At 70.0% G+C, this 21,610-nt stretch carries 28 protein-coding genes; 14 read left to right on the top strand and 14 right to left on the bottom strand.

The window, feature by feature from the left end:
- Positions 1 to 96 precede the first annotated feature (96 nt).
- The 8 genes from ligD to ACZ4WS_RS02610 form a co-directional block, all read right to left on the bottom strand.
- Entirely contained in the window at positions 97 to 1,113 is a 1,017-nt protein-coding gene (gene ligD / locus ACZ4WS_RS02575) for a non-homologous end-joining DNA ligase (protein WP_467976425.1), read from the bottom strand.
- A 153-nt stretch (positions 1,114 to 1,266) separates the two neighbouring features.
- A complete protein-coding gene (locus ACZ4WS_RS02580) occupies positions 1,267 to 1,410 on the bottom strand; it encodes a hypothetical protein (protein ID WP_467976427.1) in 144 nt (47 codons plus the stop codon).
- Positions 1,411 to 1,572: 162 nt separating this feature from the next.
- Positions 1,573 to 1,983, bottom strand: coding sequence for a hypothetical protein (locus ACZ4WS_RS02585; protein ID WP_467976428.1), 411 nt, complete (start codon positions 1,981 to 1,983; stop codon positions 1,573 to 1,575).
- On the bottom strand, positions 1,980 to 2,444 hold the full coding sequence (locus ACZ4WS_RS02590; RefSeq protein WP_467976430.1) for a hypothetical protein: 465 nt from the start codon (positions 2,442 to 2,444) through the stop codon (positions 1,980 to 1,982). The genes ACZ4WS_RS02585 and ACZ4WS_RS02590 overlap by 4 nt, the downstream gene beginning before the upstream one ends.
- 86 nt (positions 2,445 to 2,530) lie before the next feature.
- Positions 2,531 to 3,373, bottom strand: a complete 843-nt coding sequence (locus ACZ4WS_RS02595) for a helix-turn-helix domain-containing protein (RefSeq protein WP_467976432.1) — start codon at positions 3,371 to 3,373, stop codon at positions 2,531 to 2,533.
- Entirely contained in the window at positions 3,370 to 3,906 is a 537-nt protein-coding gene (locus ACZ4WS_RS02600) for a DUF6879 family protein (RefSeq protein WP_467976434.1), read from the bottom strand. The genes ACZ4WS_RS02595 and ACZ4WS_RS02600 overlap by 4 nt, the downstream gene beginning before the upstream one ends.
- A gap of 5 nt (positions 3,907 to 3,911) precedes the next feature.
- Entirely contained in the window at positions 3,912 to 4,148 is a 237-nt protein-coding gene (locus tag ACZ4WS_RS02605) for a hypothetical protein (protein ID WP_467976435.1), read from the bottom strand.
- Positions 4,149 to 4,365: 217 nt separating this feature from the next.
- Positions 4,366 to 4,641, bottom strand: coding sequence for a hypothetical protein (locus ACZ4WS_RS02610; RefSeq protein WP_467976437.1), 276 nt, complete (start codon positions 4,639 to 4,641; stop codon positions 4,366 to 4,368).
- A gap of 250 nt (positions 4,642 to 4,891) precedes the next feature.
- Between ACZ4WS_RS02610 and ACZ4WS_RS02615 the strand changes: the two genes are divergently transcribed.
- Positions 4,892 to 5,104 (top strand): hypothetical protein, encoded by a 213-nt coding sequence (locus tag ACZ4WS_RS02615; RefSeq protein ID WP_467976439.1) that lies wholly within the window; start codon positions 4,892 to 4,894, stop codon positions 5,102 to 5,104.
- A 57-nt stretch (positions 5,105 to 5,161) separates the two neighbouring features.
- On the opposite strand, the gene ACZ4WS_RS02620 is transcribed toward ACZ4WS_RS02615, so the two are convergent.
- Positions 5,162 to 5,506 (bottom strand): hypothetical protein, encoded by a 345-nt coding sequence (locus ACZ4WS_RS02620; protein ID WP_467976440.1) that lies wholly within the window; start codon positions 5,504 to 5,506, stop codon positions 5,162 to 5,164.
- Between the two features lie 389 nt (positions 5,507 to 5,895).
- Between ACZ4WS_RS02620 and ACZ4WS_RS02625 the strand changes: the two genes are divergently transcribed.
- Both ACZ4WS_RS02625 and ACZ4WS_RS02630 read left to right on the top strand, forming a co-directional pair.
- The gene (locus ACZ4WS_RS02625; protein ID WP_467976441.1) at positions 5,896 to 6,039 is read left to right on the top strand and encodes a hypothetical protein; all 144 of its coding nucleotides are present in this window, start codon (positions 5,896 to 5,898) and stop codon (positions 6,037 to 6,039) included.
- Positions 6,040 to 6,140: 101 nt separating this feature from the next.
- Positions 6,141 to 6,590, top strand: coding sequence for a hypothetical protein (locus tag ACZ4WS_RS02630; RefSeq protein ID WP_467976443.1), 450 nt, complete (start codon positions 6,141 to 6,143; stop codon positions 6,588 to 6,590).
- Here the strand turns inward: ACZ4WS_RS02630 and ACZ4WS_RS02635 are convergent.
- The gene (locus ACZ4WS_RS02635; RefSeq protein WP_467976445.1) at positions 6,572 to 6,802 is read right to left on the bottom strand and encodes a hypothetical protein; all 231 of its coding nucleotides are present in this window, start codon (positions 6,800 to 6,802) and stop codon (positions 6,572 to 6,574) included. The two genes, ACZ4WS_RS02630 and ACZ4WS_RS02635, sit on opposite strands and share 19 nt — an antisense overlap.
- A 188-nt stretch (positions 6,803 to 6,990) precedes the next feature.
- Positions 6,991 to 8,373, bottom strand: coding sequence for a hypothetical protein (locus ACZ4WS_RS02640; protein ID WP_467976446.1), 1,383 nt, complete (start codon positions 8,371 to 8,373; stop codon positions 6,991 to 6,993).
- Between the two features lie 116 nt (positions 8,374 to 8,489).
- On the opposite strand from ACZ4WS_RS02640, the gene ACZ4WS_RS02645 reads away from it, so the two are divergent.
- Both ACZ4WS_RS02645 and ACZ4WS_RS02650 read left to right on the top strand, forming a co-directional pair.
- Positions 8,490 to 9,560, top strand: coding sequence for an ATP-dependent DNA ligase (locus ACZ4WS_RS02645; RefSeq protein ID WP_467976448.1), 1,071 nt, complete (start codon positions 8,490 to 8,492; stop codon positions 9,558 to 9,560).
- A gap of 173 nt (positions 9,561 to 9,733) precedes the next feature.
- Entirely contained in the window at positions 9,734 to 10,738 is a 1,005-nt protein-coding gene (locus tag ACZ4WS_RS02650; protein ID WP_467976450.1) for a DUF3048 domain-containing protein, read from the top strand.
- A 13-nt stretch (positions 10,739 to 10,751) separates the two neighbouring features.
- Here the strand turns inward: ACZ4WS_RS02650 and ACZ4WS_RS02655 are convergent, their stop codons facing one another.
- A complete protein-coding gene (locus ACZ4WS_RS02655) occupies positions 10,752 to 11,084 on the bottom strand; it encodes a hypothetical protein (RefSeq protein ID WP_467976452.1) in 333 nt (110 codons plus the stop codon).
- Positions 11,085 to 11,236: 152 nt separating this feature from the next.
- Positions 11,237 to 11,995: an IclR family transcriptional regulator gene (locus ACZ4WS_RS02660; RefSeq protein WP_467976454.1), complete on the bottom strand. Its 759-nt coding sequence runs from the start codon at positions 11,993 to 11,995 to the stop codon at positions 11,237 to 11,239.
- Between the two features lie 229 nt (positions 11,996 to 12,224).
- On the opposite strand from ACZ4WS_RS02660, the gene ACZ4WS_RS02665 reads away from it, so the two are divergent.
- Complete coding sequence (locus ACZ4WS_RS02665; protein ID WP_467976456.1) at positions 12,225 to 13,550, top strand: MFS transporter; 1,326 nt, start codon at positions 12,225 to 12,227, stop codon at positions 13,548 to 13,550.
- Positions 13,551 to 13,552: 2 nt separating this feature from the next.
- On the opposite strand, the gene ACZ4WS_RS02670 is transcribed toward ACZ4WS_RS02665, so the two are convergent.
- Positions 13,553 to 14,017: a MarR family winged helix-turn-helix transcriptional regulator gene (locus tag ACZ4WS_RS02670; protein WP_467976457.1), complete on the bottom strand. Its 465-nt coding sequence runs from the start codon at positions 14,015 to 14,017 to the stop codon at positions 13,553 to 13,555.
- Between the two features lie 205 nt (positions 14,018 to 14,222).
- Between ACZ4WS_RS02670 and ACZ4WS_RS02675 the strand changes: the two genes are divergently transcribed.
- From ACZ4WS_RS02675 to ACZ4WS_RS02710, 8 genes are all read left to right on the top strand, one after another.
- The gene (locus ACZ4WS_RS02675) at positions 14,223 to 14,978 is read left to right on the top strand and encodes a CoA transferase subunit A (protein WP_467976459.1); all 756 of its coding nucleotides are present in this window, start codon (positions 14,223 to 14,225) and stop codon (positions 14,976 to 14,978) included.
- Complete coding sequence (locus ACZ4WS_RS02680) at positions 14,978 to 15,637, top strand: CoA transferase subunit B (protein ID WP_467976461.1); 660 nt, start codon at positions 14,978 to 14,980, stop codon at positions 15,635 to 15,637. Before ACZ4WS_RS02675 ends, ACZ4WS_RS02680 begins: the two co-directional genes overlap by 1 nt.
- Positions 15,634 to 16,842, top strand: coding sequence for a thiolase family protein (locus ACZ4WS_RS02685; protein ID WP_467976463.1), 1,209 nt, complete (start codon positions 15,634 to 15,636; stop codon positions 16,840 to 16,842). The genes ACZ4WS_RS02680 and ACZ4WS_RS02685 overlap by 4 nt, the downstream gene beginning before the upstream one ends.
- A gap of 10 nt (positions 16,843 to 16,852) precedes the next feature.
- A complete protein-coding gene (gene pcaH / locus ACZ4WS_RS02690; RefSeq protein WP_467976464.1) occupies positions 16,853 to 17,623 on the top strand; it encodes a protocatechuate 3,4-dioxygenase subunit beta in 771 nt (256 codons plus the stop codon).
- A gap of 2 nt (positions 17,624 to 17,625) precedes the next feature.
- Complete coding sequence (pcaG, locus tag ACZ4WS_RS02695) at positions 17,626 to 18,189, top strand: protocatechuate 3,4-dioxygenase subunit alpha (RefSeq protein WP_467976466.1); 564 nt, start codon at positions 17,626 to 17,628, stop codon at positions 18,187 to 18,189.
- Positions 18,190 to 18,212: 23 nt separating this feature from the next.
- Positions 18,213 to 19,532: a 3-carboxy-cis,cis-muconate cycloisomerase gene (gene pcaB, locus ACZ4WS_RS02700; RefSeq protein ID WP_467977148.1), complete on the top strand. Its 1,320-nt coding sequence runs from the start codon at positions 18,213 to 18,215 to the stop codon at positions 19,530 to 19,532.
- Entirely contained in the window at positions 19,529 to 20,677 is a 1,149-nt protein-coding gene (pcaDC, locus tag ACZ4WS_RS02705) for a bifunctional 3-oxoadipate enol-lactonase/4-carboxymuconolactone decarboxylase PcaDC (RefSeq protein ID WP_467976468.1), read from the top strand. Before pcaB ends, pcaDC begins: the two co-directional genes overlap by 4 nt.
- Before the next feature lie 99 nt (positions 20,678 to 20,776).
- The gene (locus ACZ4WS_RS02710; RefSeq protein ID WP_467976470.1) at positions 20,777 to 21,580 is read left to right on the top strand and encodes an SDR family NAD(P)-dependent oxidoreductase; all 804 of its coding nucleotides are present in this window, start codon (positions 20,777 to 20,779) and stop codon (positions 21,578 to 21,580) included.
- The last annotated feature ends 30 nt before the right edge of the window (positions 21,581 to 21,610 follow it).

Genomic DNA, 21,610 nt, shown 5'->3' on the forward strand with positions numbered 1-21,610 from the left:
TCAGTGGCGTGCGGCATGCTGTGATCAGTGGCAGCCGTACACCACTGACGACGGGGAGGTCTGGGACTGCCGGAGGATCCTCGCCGCCCACGGCGACTATTGGTCGTCGTGTTTGGCCCGGCTCGGCTGCACCCGCTTCGGCTCGCCCGGCATCTTCGGGTACTCGGGCGGGTACGGCAGGTCGCCCAGACCGTGGTCGTGTTCGTCGCGGCTGGCGAGTTCCAGCAGGGCCTCCAGGGAGAAGGCATGGTCGTCCATGTCGGCGTGCACATCGCCGAGTTCGGCGAAGCGCCTCGGCATGGTGGCCAGGTCGAAGTCCTGGGGCTGGGCGTCGTCCACCTCGTCCCAGCGCAGGGGCGCGGAGACGGGGGCGTGCGGGCGGGGGCGGACCGAGTAGGCGGAGGCGATGGTGCGGTCTCTCGCGGTCTGGTTGTAGTCCACGAAGATCTTTTCGCCCCGTTCCTCCTTCCACCAGGCGGTGGTGACCTGGTCGGGCATCCGGCGTTCCAGTTCGCGCCCGACGGCGATGGCGGCCCGGCGTACCTGCGTGAAGGTCCAGCGCGGCTGGATCGGCACGAAGACGTGCAGGCCGCGGCCGCCGGAGGTCTTCGGCCAGCCGCGCAGGTCGCCGTACTCGTGGAGGACCTCGCGCAGTTCATGGGCGGCGCGCACGGCGTCGGCGTAATCGGTGCCGGGCTGCGGGTCGAGGTCGATACGCAGTTCGTCGGGGCGGTCGACGTCGTCGCGGCGCACCGGCCACGGGTGGAAGGTGAGCGTGCCGAACTGGGCGGCCCACAGGACGGCGGCGGGCTCGGTGGGGCACATCTCGTCGGCGCTGCGGCCGCTGGGGAAGGTGATGTGCGCGGTCGGGATCCAGTCGGGCATGTTCTTGGGCGCCCGCTTCTGGAAGAAGGACTCGCCCGCCACGCCGTCCGGGTACCGCTCCAGGGTGGTGGGGCGGTTGCGGAGCGCGCGGAGGATGCCGTCGCCGACGGCGAGGTAGTACTGGGCGAGGTCCAGCTTCGTGAAGCCGCGCTCCGGGAAGAAGACCTTGTCCGGGCTGGACAGCCGTACGGTCCTCCCGGCTGCCTCCAGTTCCACCGCATCGCCCATGCGAGCCACGGTAGGCGTACCGCGCACACGTCGCACACCGGGCGAAGGGCTTCGTCACCGCGCAGAATCGAAGCATGGATCTGCGAGGTTTCCGATAGGCGCAGGTCAGATGCCATATTGGCCGCCCATCTCACGCTGTTCTCTCACAATCTCTCACCCCAGCCTGTGCAGACCGTCGAGCGCGGCGGCCGCCGAACGAAGATCCTCGGCGTCCGGAGCGACGTACTTGGCCTTGGTGAAGGCCGCGTTGGTGTGCCCAGCCCATGCCGCCAGGACGACATCCGCGACTCCGTTCACGGCTGACGGGCGGCTGCCGCAGGCTCGCAACCGGGCAGCCGCCCCATCCCGCTGCTGCTGACCAGACCAGGAAGCAGCAGCGGGGGCTTTGAGCGGCCGCCCCATCGGCGTAAGGGCGGCCGCCCCCTTCCCGCCGCCGGCCACGGGGCCGACGGCGAGAGCTCAGATCCGCGTGCCCACCGCGATCGTGTCGCAGCCAGACAGCTGGATCATGGCCCGCAGGATGATGGCCAGGCGCCGGTCATCCAGCTCGAAAACACGGGCGAGGCTCGTCTGGTGCGGGCCTGCGATCGACAGGACGAGATCCATGAACGCGCGCTCGGCGTCGTCGAGGCCGAGTGTGTAGAGGCGGGTGCCGAAGCGCTCCCACGCGCAGCCCATCGCGCCGTCGTCGGTCTTCACGACCAGTGCAGTGCGGATGTTGTCGCGGGCGAGGATGCGCTCCTCGTCGACGAGGGCCTGCACAGCCGCCCGATCGCGCGGCGTGGGCGCCGATCGCAGGAGCAGCGTCCCGGTTGCGGGTGTGTCCACCTCGTCGTCGGTGAGCGTCTCGGTCTCTCTGGTCGTGGTCATCCGAATGCCTCCGCGGGAAGTCGTGGTCCGCCGCCGGGGCCGAGCGCGGCGCCGAGGAATGTGGGGTCAGTCAGTCGCCCGCTGCCGTTGGGCGGCTCCAGCCACACACGGCCGCGCGCCGGATACAGCACGGGCGGGCAGCGCAGGAACCAGCCGTGGGAGCGGACCGTGAGTTGACGGATGTCGTCCAACTCGTCTCCGGTCCAGAGCGGGAGGAGCCACCACGCGCGCCCCGCGGTGACGTCCGCGAGGACCGGGCCGCGGTGTCCGGGGCCGATCCGCTTGATGGCTTCCATGGACTCGTCGAGGGGTGCTTCGACGGCAATCCAGTGCACTCCGGCAGGGACTGCGCCGAGTTCATCCGCGTCCCAGGCCTGCTGTATGGCGGCGGGGTCATCGGCGCAGGAGAGGAGCCAGTCCTGTCCTGCCTGCCGTGTGGAGGGGGCGGGCTTTGTGGCCATGACCAGGACCGTAGGAACCCGCGACGCGAACGCGCGTGTCGATTGCGCGCGATTGCGGACCTGCTACCGGGGTTGGGGCGGATTGCTCACGCTAGGTCCAGAGCGGCCCGCGCGCGGCCGATGAGCCTGTGCGCCTGGGGCCCGTAGACCGCGCCCTCGTCGAGGCGATCCCACACCCGTCCGTACAGGGCGACATCCTCGGCGGACTCGAGAGTGAACTCCGTGTTGATGGTCTCGACGATGACGCGTTCCTCGTCGAAGATCCAAAAGCCGTGCTTGGGGGTGAGCTTCAGCTGCACACCGAACGGCACGATGCCGAGCGTCACGGTGTTCAGGCCGATCAGCCCGACGAGCCGGTCAAGCTGGCCCGCCATCGTCTCGTGTGGGCATACAAGGGCGTGGAGGGCGCCCTCCCAGATCAGGACACGGAAGGCTCTGTGCGCCTCGTACAGCACCCCTTGGCGCTTCATGCGCGCGCGTACGGCGTCCTCGGTATCGCGCGGCGACTGCATCAACTCCGCGTTGTGGAGCAGCAGATGTTGGGCGTAGTCCGGGGTCTGGAACAACCCGGGGATGACGGTGGCCTCATAGCCGCGCACGGTGGACGTGCGCCGGTACTCGGCGACGTACCGCTCCTGCACGCCACGGTGTCCGGTGGCGAGCTGTCGGCGCCACGACCGGGCTTGGGACTCCAGGCCCCGCAACCGACTCTTCAGGTCCCCGGCTTCGCCCGGGACCTCGAGCGCCTGCGCCCACGCGTCAAGGTCCTCGGCCGTCGCGGTCTGCTTCCCCAGCTCCAGCCGCGACACCTTCGACCGCTGCCAGCCCAACCGCTCCGCAAGGTCCTTGCCCTGAAGGCCGGCCTCGGTGCGCAGCTCGCGCAGCCGCACACCGAGGGCCTCACGCCCGGACTGGAAATCGGTGCTCACCTGGCAGACGGTACCTGCGCCTGGAACTGCCCGGTAGGTACCGCGAAATGCAAGGCAGCGTCCCGGGCCTGGCAGGCGCGTACGACGCTCTCAGCGTCCTCGAGAACCTGTACGCCGAGCGTTACGCCCTCGTCGTCGATGACGAACTTCACCAGCGTGCGGGAGTCGAAGAGCCAGAAGTCGTAGTCCGGCAGTCCGATCCGTACGGCGTCTGCCCGGTAGAGGTTGCGGATGTCTTCGCCGGCGGCCACGTTGCCGAGGCCGGTCGCGAGGAGGAACCGCTGGCCCTCGGTCGGCGGATCGTCGACGAGGCGCACACGGCCGTACCGCTTCCCGGCCTCGGTCTGCTTGCGCACGCCTGCGTGCCAGGGACTGGCCGGGTCGTAGCCGAAGGTCTTGCCTCGTTGGAAGCGAGGCCAGTTGGGGCTGACACGGTCGGTTGCGTAGCCGCGCTGGGTCTCCAGCCTCCACGCGGTGTGCTCGAAGTCCGTGAATAGGTGGGTGATCTCGTCGAACGGGATCAGGTCCGGCACTCGTTCTACTCCTTGGTCTGCTGCTCGGCGGTCGGCTCAGTGTCCCGTGGGGCGAAGCGGGTGAGCAGCTCGCGCGGGATGCGGACGAACGTCTCCGAGTCCTTCACGTCCTGCAGTTGGGCGAGGTGCTCGGGGTCGATCTCGCGCTCGCCCTGGACGAGGATCTCGCCGGTCTCGACGACCTCGTACAGGGTGGGGCAGTTGCCGTGCTCCGATGTGGTGCCGATGAACCTGAGCGTCATGTCGCCCTCCATCTGCGCTGGTTGGAGGACCAGCATGCTGCGCCCTGGGTCTGCTCGCTGGGAGATTGCGCGACATTGTGATTGCAGCCGAGGTGCTGGCCGGTTGCGCGCAACGCCGCGTGTCCGGTGCCGGGCACACGGAAGCCCCCAGACGGACCGTCACAGCCGCGTTGGGGGCCGTGTCGCTCGGTAGTGGCCAACGCTGACAAGCGGGCCGCTATTTGGATGACGCCTTGATCGGATCGAGTAGCAGGATGTGGACGGTCGCCGTGATGATGAACGCCCACAGCGCCACCCTGAGCAGCTCGTGATAGTTCGGCTTCACGATGGCCAGCGTCCACCAGGCCGCACTGCCGAACGTGTACGCGCCGGCCACCCGCGCGCTGACGATCCTGCGGCGCCAGGCGACGACGAACGGTACGAACGCGAAAACGGAGATGCTGGCGAGGGGCAGCGCCGCCCATGCCCAGCGCTGCCAGGGTGCGCGGAACATCCTTGGCCGTGGCGTGTACGTCAGATGGGTGTTCGATGCAGGGTCTCCGTGTACGGCCACGTTGTTCCCCCCGGGGTGATGCGTGCTGGAGGAGCATCATCCGCGGGGGCACGTCCGCTTCGGGGGCATGTGCCCAAGCTGTGACCCGCCCGGGTGGTCCCACAGCATCAACGACCAACCGCTACTGCCGCCGGGCCCGTCGCGGAGTAGCCCCACGTGCGCTCGCGCGCCTCGGCGCGAGGATGGGGCCATGCCCGTACCCGTGATCGTCTACCCACCGACGCCGACAGGCGGTCGCCGGGTGCTGGTCGATGGAGAGATCCTCGGTACCGCGTACTCACTGCATGACCTGACGGTGTTCCTCCAGAACGCTGGGCTGGAGGGATGCGATGAGGTCGACGTGGCGAACTCGGCGTTGATCGAGTGGCATGGGGGCGGGCCCGAGGTGTGGTCGGCGCCGTGACGCACGAACGCCCGGCCAGTCGCGTACCGGCCGGGCGTAAGCGGGACACCCCCGTCGTCACTTCCCGATGTTGACCTTGTCGTTGTCGAGAAGAGCGGTGTGCGTCGCCGCCGTAATGATCAGCAGCGTCAGCAGCAGTCCCGCGAACGGGCTCCCCGCGTCGCCCTTGTCAGGGCTGATCGCCAATGCGAGCAGAAAGATGGCGATCTCCCCAACCACGTAGGTGACCGCCAGCCACGGCTTCACCACCCCCTTCACCGCAGCCACAACGAACGGGACCGCCGCGCACAGGCCGACGGTCACGATGGGCACCAACGTCCAAATGACCTTGGCGGCAGTCGTGTTGAACATGCGCGGCCGGGCTGGGCTGAGCGGCGCGTTGAAGTACGGGTTGCTGGCCATACAGGTGCTCCTCTTACGTCAGTGGCGTGAGGGCAGTGTGGTGGCGATGGCCGTTCTCGTCACGGGTTTCGGTGGGATTGATTCCTGTGAGTGATCGTCTGGCCAGTTTTTGGTACGCGAGTTCGTCTTCGAGCAGCCCCGTGTCTAGGTCGCGGGGAGACCTCCCCGGTCCCTTCGCCAGGCGGCGGACGTTGTGAGATCCGCCGTCGGCGCATCGAGTCGAGAGGCTTACTGGCCATGCCCGTTTGCGGTTGAATGGCTCATTCGCCTACATCCGGGGGGACCGTATGTTGATGGCCGCTTCTTTCCCACTTGCCCTACCTGATGACGCCGGGTCGTGGTCCATTGGTCAGTGGATTGGCGTGATCGCACTAGCCATCATCGGAGTAGTGATGCTCACGGGAGTGCTGCTGGCGGCCCTCTTCGGCGGGGTCGGAGGACTCGTGTTGGCTGTAGTCGCGTTCTTCGTGGTGTGGATGGCGGGCCAATACGTCTGGACAGCGTGGCTGGCCCCGCTATTCGGCGTCTCGTGACTGCACGACGAAGCCCCAGCCGGGGGGATGTGGCCGAGGCTTCGTCGTGCGTCTGTGGTGTTTAGCGCGGCGCAGGGGTAGGTCACTAGGGGAGTGGCCACATGGCTGACGATAGTGATGTTCTTCTGGAGATCTGGCGCGACCAACGGCAGGCAGCAGTCCAGTCGGAGAACCAGCGAGCGACGCTTTCCAACATCGTCATTCTGGTTGTCGCTGCGGGGTTGGGCCTCGTCTCGCAAAGAGGCATCCACGCGTCGACGTTGGTGATCTCAGTGCCGATGACCTTCTTGGGCTTGTACGGCGTACTGGCGTGCCTCAAGTTCCGGGAACGTTTCGAGTATCACAACACCGTGGCGCGGCAGTTGAGGGACCAGCTGACTGCCCTGCATCCTGAGCTGAATGTCCAATCGGCCTGGCCAGCTGCCTTCGGGACGCATCTGGCCAGGTATCCGAGGCTCTTCAGGGTTCGCCTCTATGTGCTTTGGGCACTTCTGCATGCTGGGGTTGCGCTGGCGGGAGGCATTCTCTCCGGCTACGCGTTGGCGAAATAGGACGTCGGCACGCCCCTGACCTGCGGGCTACGGCGCTTGGCGTCCAGCGCGGCCACGTCCTGGACTGCGTACCAGGGCTGCCGGGGGCTGCCGCCGGAACGCTTCAGCTGGCCGCGTCGGACGAGCTGGCGGACGCCGTCGAGGGTGATGCCGAGCTGCCTGGCGACCTGGTGGGCGGTGAGGTGGCCGGGGCGGATGTTCTGCGACTCCATGGCCTCCATGATGCCGCCTGGGGCGCCTGTTGGGGGGTGGGCCCGTACCCCCTCTAGGCCCACTACTTGCCTGCTCAGGGGCCTCTACCCGGGGGTCTATGGCCGTAGAGACCCCCCTCTAGATCCACTCGCCTGGTAGGGCGGGGTCAGAGGGGGTCTCGTAGCGGGGGTTGTAGAGCCCTCCCCCTCTACCGGGCGTTGAGGAGCTCGGCGGGGACGGCGGCTTCGAGGTCTTCGCGGCGGTATCCGGCGAGGTTCTTGCCGCCGATGTTGACCTGCTTGGTGGTGCGCTTCACGCCGGCGTCGTCGAGCTCCTTGGCGAGGCGTTCGGCGTCCCAGTCGCCGTAGTCCTCGTCGAGGTTCTCCAGGCGGTCAAGGATGTCGACGGTGTGCATCTTGACGCTGTGACGCATGACGGCGAGGCAGTCGGACAGGACGGGGCTGACGGTGATGCCTGCGGCGCTGGCGATGGCTCCGGGGTCGTTGGCGGCCTCGCCGGTGAGCTGTCCGGCCTGCTCGCGCAGGGTGCGGCCCTTGGCGCACATGGCGTTGAAGGCGGCGGTCTCCAGCTTGTCGGCCTTGACGGTGACGAAGCTGGCGGGGCCGGTGACGAGGACGCCGACGCCGAGGTGGTCTTCGGACAGGACGGACGCGTCCGCGCCCTGGGCGGCCTTGCCCTTGCCGAGGACCATGTCGGAGCTGGTCTGGTCGGTGACCTGGGTCGAGTAGCGGATGGTGATGATCTCGCGGAGCTTCGTGGGCACGGACTTCGCGTCGGGGCGCTGTGAGGCGTAGTTGGAGACGAACCCGGCTGCGGGGCCGCGGCGGGCGATGCGCGCCATGTCGTTGATGATCTCTTCGCGCTCCTGGTCGTCCACGGCAAGGAACGCTTCCTGCAGCTCATCGACGGTGAACAGGATGAACGGCATGTTGTAGCGCTTGACGATCTCGGGCGTGAGCTTGCCCTCGGGGCAGATGGACGTAGGCTGGCCGCGGAGGATCGCGAAGCGGCGCTCCATCTCGGCGAGGAGCTCCTTGAGCATCGCCTTGAAGGCTTCGATGGCGTCCTCTTCGGCGCCGAGGACGAGCCGGTGGGCAACCTGCTGCATCTGGATCCAGTCCTGGCCGCCCTTGAAGTCGGCGACGTAGTGCCGCACGTAGGCGTCCAGTAGCCCGGCCGCGGTGAGCAGGCGCTGGCTGAAGGTCTTGCCGCGGCGGGGCAGGTCGCCGAAGAACATGGACTGCCAGACGATGGGGATGGAGACGCGGTTGCCGCGGGCGTCCTGGCCGAACGGGACGGCGTCCCAGATGGAGAAGGCGTCCAGGTTCTCCAGCGGCGAGACGGTCGGCGCGGCGTGGTAGGGGTCGTCGTCGGCGACCCACATGGAGACGCGTCCTGCGTTGCCGCCGTGGGCGGCCCGGACGCGGCTCATGATGACCTGGATCTCATCGACGCCCAACTCGGCTGCGATCGCGGTGCGCTTGGCGAGGACGTCGGCCGCGGTCTTGCCGCCGCCGCGGGGCAGGTCGAAGACGACCGCCCAGCCGTTGCCGTCGCGGAGCGGGCCCATGACGCAGTCGTCTCACAGTCCGGCGCTGAAACACCGGCAAAAGCCCAGGAACGCCGGACTCTGACGGTCGAATCGCGCAGCGAGCGGACGCCATGGACGACTCGTAGAGTCGAAGCATGGATCTGCCGGTGATGCCGCCCGTGAAGCCGATGCTCGCCAAGTCCGTGGCGAAGATCCCGCCGGACATGCACTACGAGGCGAAGTGGGACGGTTTCCGCGCCATCGTGTTCCGCGACGGCGCCGAGGTCGAGATCGGCAGTCGCACCGGGAAGACCCTGACCCGGTACTTTCCCGAGCTGGTGGAGGCGTTGCGGGAGCGGCTGCCGGAGCGCTGTGTGATGGACGGCGAGATCGTGATCGCCAGCGGCGGACGGCTCGACTTCGACGCGCTCACCGAGCGGATCCACCCGGCGGACTCGCGGGTGCGGATGCTGGCCGAGAAGACTCCGGCTTCCTTCGTGGCCTTCGATCTGCTGGCGCTGGCCGACGAGTCGCTGCTCGACGTCCCGTTGGGCGACCGGCGTGCCCTGCTGGTGATGGCGCTGTCCGGGGTGACGGCCCCGGTCCATGTGGCGCCGGCGACCACGGACCGCGAAGTGGCCGAGCGGTGGTTCGAGCAGTACGAGGGCGCGGGCCTCGACGGGGTGATCGCCAAGCCGCTCACGCTGCGCTATCTGCAGGACGAGCGTGCCATGTTCAAGATCAAGCACGAGCGGACGGCGGACGTCGTCGTCGCCGGTTACCGCTTCCACAAGAGCGGGCCGATCGTCGGTTCCCTGCTGCTGGGCCTGTACGACGACAGGGGCACCCTCCAGCACGTGGGCGTGAGCGCCGCGTTCCCGATGAAGCGCCGCGCGGAGCTGGTGGAGGAGCTGGAACCGCTGCGGCTGGAGGATGTCACGGAGCATCCCTGGGCGGCCTGGGCGGACGAGTCGGCGCACGAGACGGCGCGGTTGCCGGGCGCGCCCAGCCGGTGGTCGTCGAAGAAGGACCTGTCCTGGGTGCCGCTGCGGCCCGAGCGGGTGGCCGAGGTGGCCTACGACCACATGGAGAACGGTGTGCGGTTCCGTCACACGGCCCGCTTCCGCCGCTGGCGCCCCGACCGCACCGCCGAGAGCTGCACCTACAGCCAGCTGGAGGAGCCGGTGGGGTACGACCTCGCGGAGATCTTCGGACCGCAGGGCTGACGGCAGGGCTGACCGCAGGGCTGACTGTCTCTCAAGACCCCGTTGCCCCTTCCCTGATCGTCCCGTCGCACCGATCGATTGAGCCGTGCGCGCAATCAGAATCGAACGGGCATAGCCACCGATGAACCTATAAGCGCACAATCGATGGCACGGAACGGGGGCGCACGGTGGGCATGCGACAGATGGCGTGGATGCGGCGCGGCGCGATGACGGCGGCGCTACTGGCCGCCGCGACGACGGGCTCCCTGCTGGCGGGCTGCACCGCCGGAAGCGGTGCGGGCGGTGGCACGAGCGGCGGCGCGACGGACGACGGGCGCGGGCCGACACAGGGACCCACCGAAAGCCACGAGGGCACGAGCACAAGTAGGGGATCGGTGCTCGCCGTGAAGATCGACAATGTGAGCGCGGCCCGCCCGCAGACAGGTCTGGATGCGGCCGACATCGTATACGCGGAGCAGGTCGAGGGCGGGCTGAGCCGGCTGATGGCGGTGTACGCGAGCAAGTTCCCAAAGGTCGTCGGCCCGGTGCGCAGTGCGCGTGAGTCGGATCTGGAGCTGCTGCGTCAGTTCGACGAGCCGACACTCGCCTTCTCGGGGGCGCAGCACAAGCTGCTGCCGCTGATCGACACGGCCCCGCTGCGCGCGGTACCGCCCGAGAAGGATTCCGGCGCCTATTTCCGCGGCACCGGCAAGTCCGCACCGCACAACCTGTATCTGCGCCCCCAGCGGCTGGCGGGATCCGCCCCGGGCAGCGGCGCCCTCACCACGGGGTTCCACTTCGGTACGGCGCCCGCGGGCGGCAGCCCGGAGACCTCCCGCACGGTGCGCTTCCCTTCGGCCCGCTTCACCTTCACCTGGTCCACCACCCGGCAGCGCTGGCTGGTGGCCATGGACGGGACGCCGACGGTGACGACGGACGGCACAACAGTGGCTCCGGCGACGGTCGTCGTGCAGTACGTGAAGGTGCACAAGTCCAAGTACCACGACGTCCTCGGCAACAACTCGCCGTACACGGAGACCGTGGGCTCGGGGACGGCGAAGGTGCTGCGCGACGGCCGCGTCTTCACTGTGAACTGGACGCGCCCCAGCGCCACGGACGGCACGGACTTCACGACGGCGGACGGTGCGCCGATGAACTTCGCGCAGGGTCAGGTGTGGGTGGTCTTCGCGCGAGCGTGACAGGGAAGGCCGGTCAGGAGCGGTGTCCGAGGCGGCGCTCGATCGCGGCCTCAGCTTCCTGGCGGGCGGCGGCGAGCGCGTGACGCGCAGCGTCGGCCGAGTCGACGCCCACGGCGGCGGCGATGTCCTCCCAGCGGGCGCCCGCGGTGAGCAGCGCCTCGACCGCGGCACCGACGGCGGCCGCCGACTCGCGACGGGCCCGGTCGAGTTCGGCGAGCGTCCGCAGCAGATCGGGCGCCGTCGCGGCGGCGGTGAGACCGTCCTGCGCCGCGTGGCGCGCCTGGTCGGCGGTGACCCACCAGTCCGCGGGGGTGTGCGGGGAACGGGTGACGAGGGTCTGGCTCACGCTGGGGCCGCCTTCCTTCCCGGGGCGCCGCATGCGGGGTGATGCGGGGGCTTCAGTGTAGCCCTCGATCCGTTGAGCGGTACACCTGGTCCACCTGTCGGACCAGCCGTCGAAACCCGGAGCGGCCCGCCCGCGAGCCCCTCCCTCCGAGCTCACCCTTCGAACGGCAGCCCCGCCTTCGCCAGCTCCCCCGCCGCCGCCGTCAGCCCCTCCGCGAACCGCGCCACGCGCTCCCCCGTGAACCGCGTACTCGGCCCGCCGAAGGACAGCGCGGCCACCACCGCGCCACCCCGTCCCCGCACCGGAACGGCCACCGCCGACAGCCCCTCCTCGCGTTCCCCATGGCTCGTGGCGAACCCGTGCTCGCGCGCCTCCGCGATCCAGGAGTGCAGGGTGTCCAGATGGGCGGTCCCGTACGGCGAGGCCTCCGCGACCTTCCGCAGCAGCGCGTCCGGCGCGTCGACCAGCAGGGCCTTGGCCACGCCGCCCGCCCACAACGGGAGTTCGTCCCCCACGCGGACCACCTGCCGGAGCGTCTGCGGCCCTTCCTCCTGAGCGATGCAGACACGGTGGATGTCACGGCGTACGTACAGGTGCACCGTCTCCTTGTACTCGGCGGCGAGGTCCCGCAGGAGCACGGCGGCCGCGGGCGGCAGCCGCCAGGCCTGTTCGGCGAGGCGGGACCAGCGCAGCAGTGCGGGGCCCGCGATGTAGCGGCCGTGTTCGTCGACCCACAGGAGGCCGTTCATCCGCAGGGTTCCCAGCAGCCGCAGGACCGTGGTCTTGGGCAGCCCCGAGACGGCGACGATCTCGCGGAGGGACATCGCGGGGCGGCTCTCGTCGAAGAGCCCCAGGATGTCGATCGCCCGCTGGACGGTCCGCATCCCCGCGGGTTCGGACTCGGCTGCCATCTGTTCCTCCTCGCCCCGGGACCGCCGTACGGCCCCCGCACTGACCTTTTACGAGCACGCTACTCCCGACAGGTCCGCTGAGCGGACCTCACCTGGGCTCCCGAAATCCCCCGCAAGCCCTTGCCGATCGTCAGTGCACGTCGTATCGTCACCACGGCTCGGACCGGGAGGTCCGCACAGCGGACCTGAGGCATGACACATACTGGAACTGGCCGCAAAGGAGCAGCCAATGAGCACTGCCGTCACGTCCCCGTCCGCTTCGGCGGATCCGACGGCCCGCCCGGCGAGCAGCAGGGCCCGCTACGGCCTGCTGGTCTCGCTGTTCATGATCACCGCGATCAACTACCTCGACCGTACGAACATGGCGGTCGCCCTCCCCCACATCACCGACGAGTTCAAGCTGTCCGCCACCGAAGCGGGCCTGATCCTCTCGGCGTTCTCGTGGGTGTACGCGGCGCTTCAGGTGCCCGGCGGCTGGCTCGTCGACAGGATCGGGCCGAAGCTGGCCTTCGGCTACGCGATGGTCGGCTGGTCCCTGTGCACCATCGCGTTCTTCTTCGCCCGCTCCTTCGGCGTGGTGATCGGGCTGCGGGTCGGCCTCGGCTTCTTCGAGACGCCCGCGTTCCCGGCCAACAACCGGCTGGTCAGCAGCTGGTTCCCGAGCAAGGAGCGGGGCCGGGCCACCGCCTGGTACACGGCCGGCGAGTACGTCGGCCTCGCCGTCGCCGTACCGCTGCTCTCCCTGCTGGTCGTGCACTTCGGCTGGCCGTCGATCTTCCTGGCGACCGGCGTCGTCGGCCTCGTCTTCTCCGCCGTCTGGTTCAAAAGGGTCTACGACACCCCGGAGCAGAGCCCGCGGGTGAGCGCCACGGAACTCGCCCACATCCGGCAGGACGGCGAGGGCACGCCCGACGAGCAGGCGGCCGAGCGCACCGAGTCGACCTGGCAGGGACTTGCGATCCTGGCGAGGAGCCGCCGCATGTGGGGCCTGTACATCGCACAGTTCGCCAATACCTCGGTGCTCTTCTTCTTCCTGACCTGGTTCCCCAGCTATCTCGTCGACGAGAAGCACATGGACACCATCAAGGCGGGCTTCTGGGGCTCCCTGCCCTACATCTCCGCCATGGTGGGCGTACTGGTCGCGGGCTGGGGCTCGGACCGGCTGCTGCACAGCGGCATCTCCCGCACCTGGGCGCGCAAGCTCCCGGTGATGACGGGCCTGTGCCTGGCGCCGATCATCGTGGCCGCCAACTTCACCGACTCCGTGCCGCTGGTCATCTTCTTCATGTCGACGGCGTTCTTCGCGCAGGGCTTCATGCAGCTCGGCTGGGCGGCGCTCTCCGACGTCGCGCCGGTTCGCCTGATGGGCCTGGCGGGCGGCACGTTCAGCTTCGCGGCCAACCTGGGCGGCGCGCTCGCCCCGATCGTCATCGGCGTGATCATCGACCGTACGGGCTCGATGGCGGGCGGTCTGGTCTACGTCGCCGCGCTCTCGGTGGCCGGATTCCTGGCGTACGCCCTCCTGATCGACAAGGTGGAGCGACTTGACGCGTGAGGTCAGCGCTGGTTGATGAGGGGTTCCGCCGGGTTGCGGAGCCCCTCCGCGGCGTCCGAGACCCGGTGGATGAGGTCGAAGAACACGGTCTGCTCCTCGGCGGAGAGCGGCGCGAGGAAGACCTGGTTCATCCGCGCGGTGCGGACGGTCAGCTTGCGGTGGGTCCGCATCCCGTCGTCCGTGAGGCGCAGCAGGAAGCGGCGGCCGTCCTGCGGATCGCGCACCTTGTCGAGCAGACCGCGGCGGCCCAGCCGGCTGATGACCTCGGCGATGGTGGACCGGTCGAGCCCCACCCGCTCCCCCACCGTGCGCTGGTCCAGGCCCGGCTCCGCGACGAGCGCGTTCAGGACCGCGAACTGCGGCGAGGTGATCTCCTCGGAGACCATCGTGTTCCACAGCAGGTAGTGCGCCTGCTGCAGCCGCCGGGCAAGGTGCCCGGGGTGGGTGGAGAGGTCCACCGCGGCCATGTGTGCTCCTTATTCGTTGGTGTACTGAACGATACCCGGCGACCGCTCCCCTTGTCTCGCCTTACGACGAGACTCTGACCTGCTGTTCCTGTGGAGGTCTTGACGGACCATGGTCGGGATGGCAGCGTGTTTGACACCTCGAAGAATTAATCAGTGCCCTGACTAATTGAGGCACTGGGCGCTCGGGAGAGATGGGGCTTCACGGATGGACAAGGTGGTCGCCACAGCCGCTGAGGCAGTGGCTGATGTGCCGGACGACTCGACACTCGCGGTCGGCGGGTTCGGCCTGAGCGGTGTGCCGAACGTGCTGATCGAGGCCCTGTACGAGCGTGGCGTGTCGGGTCTGGGCGTGGTGTCCAACAACTGTGGGGCGATGGAGTCCGGGCTGGCGATCCTGCTGGCGGCCGGGCGGATCGCCCGCGTCACCGGCTCCTACATCGGCGCGAACAAGGAGTTCGCCCGGCAGTACCTGGCCGGTGAGCTGGAGGTGGAGATGATCCCGCAGGGCACGCTGGCGGAGCGGTTGCGCGCGGGCGGTGCGGGAATTCCGGCGTTCTACACCCCCGCCGGGGTGGGTACGCAGGTCGCGGACGGCGGGCTGCCGTGGCGCTACGACGGTCAGGGCGGGGTCGCGCTGGCGTCGCCGCCGAAGGAGGTGCGGGAGTTCGACGGCACGGAGTATGTGCTGGAGCACGGGATCCGCACCGACTTCGCCCTCGTACGGGCCGCGAAGGGCGACCGGCACGGGAACCTGGTCTTCAACAAGTCCACCCGGAACTTCAACCCGCTGGCCGCGATGGCCGGGCGGGTGACGATCGCCGAGGTGGAGGAACTCGTGGAGCCGGGCGCCATCGACCCGGACGCGGTACATCTGCCGGGGATCTTCGTGCAGCGGGTTGTCGCGCTCACCCCCGAGCAGGCGGCGGACAAGAAGATCGAGCAGCGGACGGTGAGCAACTGATGGCCTGGACCCGTGAACAGATGGCCGCCCGCGCCGCGCGCGAACTCCAGGACGGCCAGTACGTCAATCTCGGCATCGGCCTGCCGACGCTGATCCCCAACTACCTCCCGGCGGGCGTGGAGGTGATCCTGGAGTCCGAGAACGGCATCCTGGGCACCGGCCCCTATCCCACCGAGGACCAGGTCGACGCGGACCTGATCAACGCGGGCAAGGAGACCGTCACGGTCCTGCCCGGCGCCTCCTACTTCGACTCGGCGCTGTCCTTCTCGATGATCCGGGGCGGGCACATCGACGTCGCCGTGCTCGGCGCCATGCAGGTGTCCGCGGGCGGGGACCTCGCCAACTGGGCCATCCCCGGCAAGATGATCACCGGGATCGGCGGGGCCATGGACCTTGTGCACGGCGCGCGCACCGTCGTCGTCGTCATGACGCACACCGCCAAGGACGGCTCGGCGAAGATCCTTCAGGAGTGCGCGCTGCCGCTCACCGGCAAGGCGTGTGTGAACCGGGTCATCACCGACCTCGGCGTTCTCGACGTCACCCAGGAAGGCCTGGTGCTGGTGGAGACCGCGCCGGGCGTCACCGTCGAGGAGATCATCGCCAAGACCGCCGCCAAGGTCCGTATCGCGGACGAACTCACCAAGGAGATCCAGCCGTGAGTCTCAAGGACGTCTACATCGTCGACGCGGTCCGCACCCCGGTCGGCAAGTACAACGGCTCGCTGGCCGCCGTCCGCCCGGACGACCTCGCCGCCCACGCCATCCGTGAACTCCTCGCCCGCACACCCGACTTGGATCCCGCGCGGATCGAGGACGTGTACTTCGGCAACGCCAACGGCGCCGGCGAGGAGAACCGCAACGTCGGCCGCATGGCCGCCCTGCTCGCGGGCCTGCCCACCAGCGTGCCGGGCGTGACGGTCAACCGGCTGTGCGCCTCCGGCCTCGAAGCCGTCATCCAGGCCGCGCGGGCCATCGCACTCGGCGACGCCTCCATTGCCCTGGCCGGCGGCGTCGAGTCGATGACCCGCGCCCCCTATGTCCTGCCCAAGAGCGACCGGCCCTTCCCTGCCGGGCACGCCGAGCTGTACTCGACCACGCTGGGCTGGCGCATGGTCAACCCGGCCATGGACCCGCAGTGGACCATCCCGCTGGGCGAGTCGGCCGAGCTCATCGCCGACAAGCACAAGATCAGCCGCGAGCAGCAGGACGAGTTCGCCCTCGCCAGCCACCGCAAGGCCGCCCAGGCCCAGGCGGACGGCCTGTTCGACGCCGAGATCGCCCCGGTGTCGATCCCGCAGCGCAAGGGCGACCCGGTCGTCTTCGGCGCCGACGAATGCGTCCGCGCCGACGCGTCCCTGCAGGCGATGGCCAAGCTGAAGCCGTCCTTCCGCCGGGAGAACGGCACGGTGACGCCGGGCAACGCGTCTCCGTTGAACGACGGCGCGGCCGCACTGCTCCTGGTCGACGAGGAGGGCCTGAAGGCCACCGGCCGCGAACCCCTGGCCCGTGTCTCCGCGTCCGGTGTCTCCGCGATCGACCCGCACTACTTCGGACTCGCCCCCGTCGAAGCCGTCAACCGCGCACTCGCCAAGGCGGGCAAGACCTTCGCCGACCTGTCCACCCTGGAGCTGAACGAGGCCTTCGCCGCCCAGGTCCTCGGCTGCGTCGCGGAGTGGCCCGAGTTCGACCCGGCCCTCCTCAACCCCCAGGGCGGCGCGATCGCGCTCGGCCACCCGCTCGGCGCGTCCGGCGCCCGCCTCGCCGGCACCGTCGCCCACCAACTCGCCCGCAAGGGCACCGGAGTTGGTGTCGCCACCCTCTGCATCGGCGTGGGCCAGGGCCTCGCCCTCGTCCTCGAACGCTAGGAACTCGACCATGGCTCTCACCCAGTCGGACATCGACATCGAGATCAAGGATCTCCAGGACGCGTACGACAAGGCGGTCGCCGGCGGCGCCCCTGTCCAGCACCATCCCCTGCGCGACTACGCCCCGTACCGCAGCTCCCAGCTGCGCCACCCCAAGCAGCCGCTGATCGCGGTGAACGGCGGTGACCCGGAGACGGTCGAGCTGGCGGGCCCGGTGTTCGGCGTCACCGACATCACCGAGCACGACAACAACCTGACGATCCAGCACCGGGGCGAGCCGATCGGCGAGCGCATGACCGTCTCCGGCAGGCTGCTCGACCGCGACGGCCGTCCCGTGCGCGGCCAGCTCATCGAGATCTGGCAGGCCAACGCCGCGGGGCGCTACGCCCATCTGCGCGAACAGCACCCGGCGCCGCTGGACCCCAACTTCACCGGTGTGGGGCGGACCCTGACGGATGATCAGGGCCGGTACACCTTCACCACGATCAAGCCGGGCCCGTACCCGTGGGGCAACCACACCAACGCGTGGCGGCCCGCCCACATCCACTTCTCGGTCTTCGGTTCGGCGTTCACCCAGCGGCTCATCACGCAGATGTACTTCCCGAGCGACCCGCTGTTCGCGTACGACCCGATCCTGCGGTCAGTGAAGGACGAGGCTGCCCGGGGCCGCCTGATCGCCGGCTACAACCACGACCTCTCCGCGCCCGAGTTCTCGCTCGGCTACGAATGGGACATCGTCCTCGACGGTCCCTCCGCCACCTGGATCGAGGAAGGCCGTTGAGCATGACCGAGCGGTTGCTCCCCACCCCGTCCCACACCATCGGCCCCTTCTACGGCCACGCACTCCCCTTCCCCGGCGGCGGGCAGATCGCGCCCCAGGGACACCCCGACACGATCACCGTGCACGGGTACGTGTTCGACGGCGCGGGCAAGCCGATCCCCGACGCCCTGCTGGACTTCTGGCAGGCGGCGCCCGACGGCTCCCTGAAGGGTGCTCCCGGCTCGATGCGCCGTGACCCGGCGACCGGCGGCTTCCTGGGCCGCAACGGCACCGACTTCACGGGCTTCGGACGGGTCGGCACCGACGCCGACGGGCACTACACGCTGCACACGCTGCCGCCGGGCAACGCCGGGCTGCCGTACATCAGCGTGTGCGTGTTCGCGCGCGGTCTGGTGCACCACCTGTTCACCCGGGCCTACCTCGCCGACGGCGCGGACCCGCTGCTCGACTCGCTCCCGGCCGACCGGCGCGCCACGCTGATCGCGGCCGAGGGCGCGCACCGGACGTACCGTTTCGACATCCGCCTTCAGGGCGAAGGCGAAACGGTCTTCCTGGAGTTCCTGTGACTCCCCCACCTTTCGGGCGGGAGGTGCCCCCAGTGGAATCCGACGCCCTGCTCGCCCCCGGGTGGGCGGGGTCCCCCGCGTCGTCCGCGACGGCGGACGGTGCGTTTCTGCAGGCACTCCTCGACGCTGAGGCGGCGCTGACGCGGGCCCAGGCGGGGTTCGGGCTGGCCCCGGCCGAGGCCGCGTCGGCGGTGTCCGCGGTCGCCGCCGCGGACCTCGACGTGCGGTCGATCGCGCTGCGCGCCCGGGGCGGCGGCAACCCGGTGATCCCGCTGGTCGCGGATCTCACGGCGGCGGTCGGCAAGGAGTACGGGCCGTACGTCCACCGGGGCGCGACGAGCCAGGACATCATGGACACGGCCACGATGCTGGTCGCCCGCCGCACGCTGGACCTGGTCCTGGAGGACCTGGAGCGTACGGCGCGAGCGCTGGGCCGCATGGCCGCCGCCCACCGTGACACGGTGATGCCCGGCCGGACGCTGACGCAGCATGCCGTGCCCACCACCTTCGGGCTGAAGGCGGCGGGCTGGCGGTCGCTGGTGCTGGACGCGCGGGACCGGCTCGCCGCCGTACGGCTGCCCGCCCAACTGGGCGGGGCGGCAGGGACGTTGGCCGCCCTCACCGTGTACGGCGCCGATGACACACAGGCCCTCGTGACGTCGTACGCCCGTGAACTCGGGCTCGCAGAACCGGCGTTGCCCTGGCACACCCTGCGTACACCGATCGCCGATCTGGCCGGTGCCCTGGCCTTCGCGGCCGGAGCCCTCGGCAAGCTGGCGGCCGATGTCCTCACCCTCTCCCGTACGGAGATCGCCGAGGTCGCCGAGGGGAGCGGCGGCGGGTCGTCCGCGATGCCCCACAAGGCCAACCCGGTGCGGGCCACGATGATCGCCGCCTCTGCCCGGCGTGCGCCGGGGCTCGCCGCCACGCTGTACGCGTCGATGGTCGCCGAGGACGAGCGCCCGGCCGGTGCCTGGCATGCCGAGTGGGAGCCGCTGCGCGATCTGCTGCGGCTGGCCGGCGGCGCCGCCCGCGACGCCGCCGAGCTGGCGGAGGGCCTGCGGGTGAACACGGACACCATGCGCGAACACCTGGGTCTCACCCACGGGTTGATCGTCTCCGAGCGGCTGGCCGGCGAGCTCGCCCCCGTGCTCGGCCGGGCCCGTGCCAAAGAGCTGCTGACGCGGGCCGCCGAGCGAGCCGTCGCCGAGCACCGGCCCCTCGTGGACGTGCTCGGCGAGGAGCCGGAACTCAAGGATCTCGACCTCGCGGACCTCACCGACCCCACCCGCTACACGGGCTCCGCCGGAGCCCTCACCGACCGTGCTCTGGAGCGACGTTGACCCCCCAGCCGACCTTCCCGAACGGCAAGCTGCTGCACCACCGCTCCGAGGGGCCCGACACCGCTCCAGCACTGCTGCTCGGGCCCTCGCTCGGCACGTCGACCGCGCTGTGGGACAAGGTCGCGCCCGAGCTGTCCGTCACCCACCGGGTGGTCCGCTGGGACCTGCCGGGCCACGGCGGTTCCCCCGCGGGCCTGATCGGGCCCGGCGCGAGCGTCGCCGACCTCGCCGGGCTGGTGCTGGCCCTCGCCGACTCGCTCGGCATCGACCGGTTCACCTACGCGGGCGTCTCACTGGGCGGCGCGGTCGGTCTGCACCTGGCCGTGTACCACCCGGAGCGGGTGTCGTCCCTCGCCGTCATCTGCTCCTCGGCCCACTTCAACGGCTCCAAGCCGTGGCGGGAGCGAGCCGAGCTGGTCCGCCGCGAGGGCCTTGCCGCGCTCGCCGAGACCGCGAACTCCCGTTGGTTCACGCCCGGTTTCACCGTGCCGCAGCTGGTGGCGGACCACCGGAACGCGGACCCCGAGGCGTACGCCGCCTGCTGCGACGCCCTCGCCGCGTTCGACATCCGGGACCGGCTGGCGTCGATCACCTCGCCCACCCTGCTGATCGCTGGCCGCGAGGACCCGGCGACACCGCCCGCCCATCTGCGGGAGATCGCCGACGCGGTGCCCGGCGCCTCGCTGACCGAGATCGCGGGTGCCTCCCATCTGGCACCGGCGGAGCGACCGGAGGCCGTGCTGGCGGCGCTCCGCGGGCACTTCGACGGCTACGCGCTGCGCGGCATGGAGGTACGCCGTGAGGTCCTCGGCGACGCGCACGTGGACCGCGCGCAGGCGCGCCAGACCCCCTTCACCGCCCGCTTCCAGGACTTCATCTCCCGCTACGCGTGGGGCGAGATCTGGACGGATCCGACGCTGGCGCGCCGTGAGCGCAGCATGATCACGCTGACCGCGCTGGTGGCGCACGGCCACTACGACGAGCTGGCGATGCACGTCCGCGCGGCGCGGCGCAACGGGCTCACGCCCGAGGAGATCGGCGCGGTGCTGCTGCAGACGGCCGTGTACTGCGGTGTTCCGGCGGCCAACTCGGCCTTCGCGGTGGCCCAGCGGGTGCTGGCGGAGGAGGACGCGGAGGGCGCCTGACGGTCAGGGTGACCCTGCCAGGCGTAGTGACAACGGCACCTCGTAAGAGCGGTCGCGGCTGCCTAGGGTGGAGGGAGATCCCCTGAGAACGGAGCCCTCGTGCCCACTGTCCTGATCACCGGCGCCACCTCCGGCCTCGGCCGTTACGTCGCCTTGGAGCTGGTCCGCTCCGGATACGTCGTCCTCGCGCACGGACGCGATCGCACGCGGACGGACCAGCTCGTCGCGGAGCTGCGGGCGGAGGGCTCGGAGGGCGGCGGGGCACACGGGTTCGTCGCCGATCTGGCCTCGCTCGCACAGGTGCGACGGCTGGGCGAGGAGGTCGCCGCCGCGCACCCCCGCCTCGATGTGCTGGTCAACAACGCGGGCGTGGGCGGCGGTTCGCGCGGTGCGGGCCGTGAGGTGAGCGTCGACGGCCATGAACTCCGCCTCGCGGTGAACTACCTCGCCCCTGTCGCACTGACCCGCGCACTGCTGCCCGTGCTCCGCGCGAGCGCCCCCTCCCGCGTCGTCAACGTCGGCTCGGTCGGCCAGGAGCCCCTGGACTTCGCCGATCCCGAACTCACCCGCGGCTACAGCGGCGTATCGGCGTACTGCCGCAGCAAGTTCGCCCTGGCGGCGCATACGTTCGCACTCGCCGAGGAGTTGGCGGACAGCGGTGTCTCGGTGAACGTCCTGCACCCCGCCACGTACATGGACACGGCGATGGTCCGCGAGGCGGGCGTCGCCCCCTGGTCCACCGTCGCCGACGGGGCGGCAGGTGTACTGACCCTGGTCACACAGGAGTTGGGCACGGGCCGGTACTTCGACGGTACGAGCCCGTCGCGGGCGCACACCGAGGCGTACGACCGGGAGGTCCAGAAAGGGCTGGAGGCGACCACCGAGCAGCTGCTCGGCGGCTAGCCGAACAGGTTGGCCGGACGGACTGGCCGG

The sequence above is a fragment of the Streptomyces sp. NPDC029292 genome (assembly GCF_055569295.1).

Bases quoted from the DNA above. Each gene is read 5' to 3' on its own strand.
- ligD (WP_467976425.1), bottom strand. From the start codon at position 1,113: ATGGGCGATGCGGTGGAACTGGAGGCAGCCGGGAGGACCGTACGGCTG.
- ACZ4WS_RS02585 (WP_467976428.1), bottom strand. From the start codon at position 1,983: ATGACCACGACCAGAGAGACCGAGACGCTCACCGACGACGAGGTGGAC.
- ACZ4WS_RS02590 (WP_467976430.1), bottom strand. From the start codon at position 2,444: ATGGCCACAAAGCCCGCCCCCTCCACACGGCAGGCAGGACAGGACTGG.
- ACZ4WS_RS02605 (WP_467976435.1), bottom strand. From the start codon at position 4,148: ATGACGCTCAGGTTCATCGGCACCACATCGGAGCACGGCAACTGCCCC.
- ACZ4WS_RS02610 (WP_467976437.1), bottom strand. From the start codon at position 4,641: ATGTTCCGCGCACCCTGGCAGCGCTGGGCATGGGCGGCGCTGCCCCTC.
- ACZ4WS_RS02615 (WP_467976439.1), top strand. From the start codon at position 4,892: ATGCCCGTACCCGTGATCGTCTACCCACCGACGCCGACAGGCGGTCGC.
- ACZ4WS_RS02620 (WP_467976440.1), bottom strand. From the start codon at position 5,506: ATGGCCAGCAACCCGTACTTCAACGCGCCGCTCAGCCCAGCCCGGCCG.
- ACZ4WS_RS02630 (WP_467976443.1), top strand. From the start codon at position 6,141: ATGGCTGACGATAGTGATGTTCTTCTGGAGATCTGGCGCGACCAACGG.
- ACZ4WS_RS02635 (WP_467976445.1), bottom strand. From the start codon at position 6,802: ATGGAGTCGCAGAACATCCGCCCCGGCCACCTCACCGCCCACCAGGTC.
- ACZ4WS_RS02640 (WP_467976446.1), bottom strand. From the start codon at position 8,373: ATGGGCCCGCTCCGCGACGGCAACGGCTGGGCGGTCGTCTTCGACCTG.
- ACZ4WS_RS02645 (WP_467976448.1), top strand. From the start codon at position 8,490: ATGGATCTGCCGGTGATGCCGCCCGTGAAGCCGATGCTCGCCAAGTCC.
- ACZ4WS_RS02650 (WP_467976450.1), top strand. From the start codon at position 9,734: ATGCGACAGATGGCGTGGATGCGGCGCGGCGCGATGACGGCGGCGCTA.
- ACZ4WS_RS02660 (WP_467976454.1), bottom strand. From the start codon at position 11,995: ATGGCAGCCGAGTCCGAACCCGCGGGGATGCGGACCGTCCAGCGGGCG.
- ACZ4WS_RS02665 (WP_467976456.1), top strand. From the start codon at position 12,225: ATGAGCACTGCCGTCACGTCCCCGTCCGCTTCGGCGGATCCGACGGCC.
- ACZ4WS_RS02670 (WP_467976457.1), bottom strand. From the start codon at position 14,017: ATGGCCGCGGTGGACCTCTCCACCCACCCCGGGCACCTTGCCCGGCGG.
- ACZ4WS_RS02675 (WP_467976459.1), top strand. From the start codon at position 14,223: ATGGACAAGGTGGTCGCCACAGCCGCTGAGGCAGTGGCTGATGTGCCG.
- ACZ4WS_RS02680 (WP_467976461.1), top strand. From the start codon at position 14,978: ATGGCCTGGACCCGTGAACAGATGGCCGCCCGCGCCGCGCGCGAACTC.
- pcaH (WP_467976464.1), top strand. From the start codon at position 16,853: ATGGCTCTCACCCAGTCGGACATCGACATCGAGATCAAGGATCTCCAG.
- pcaG (WP_467976466.1), top strand. From the start codon at position 17,626: ATGACCGAGCGGTTGCTCCCCACCCCGTCCCACACCATCGGCCCCTTC.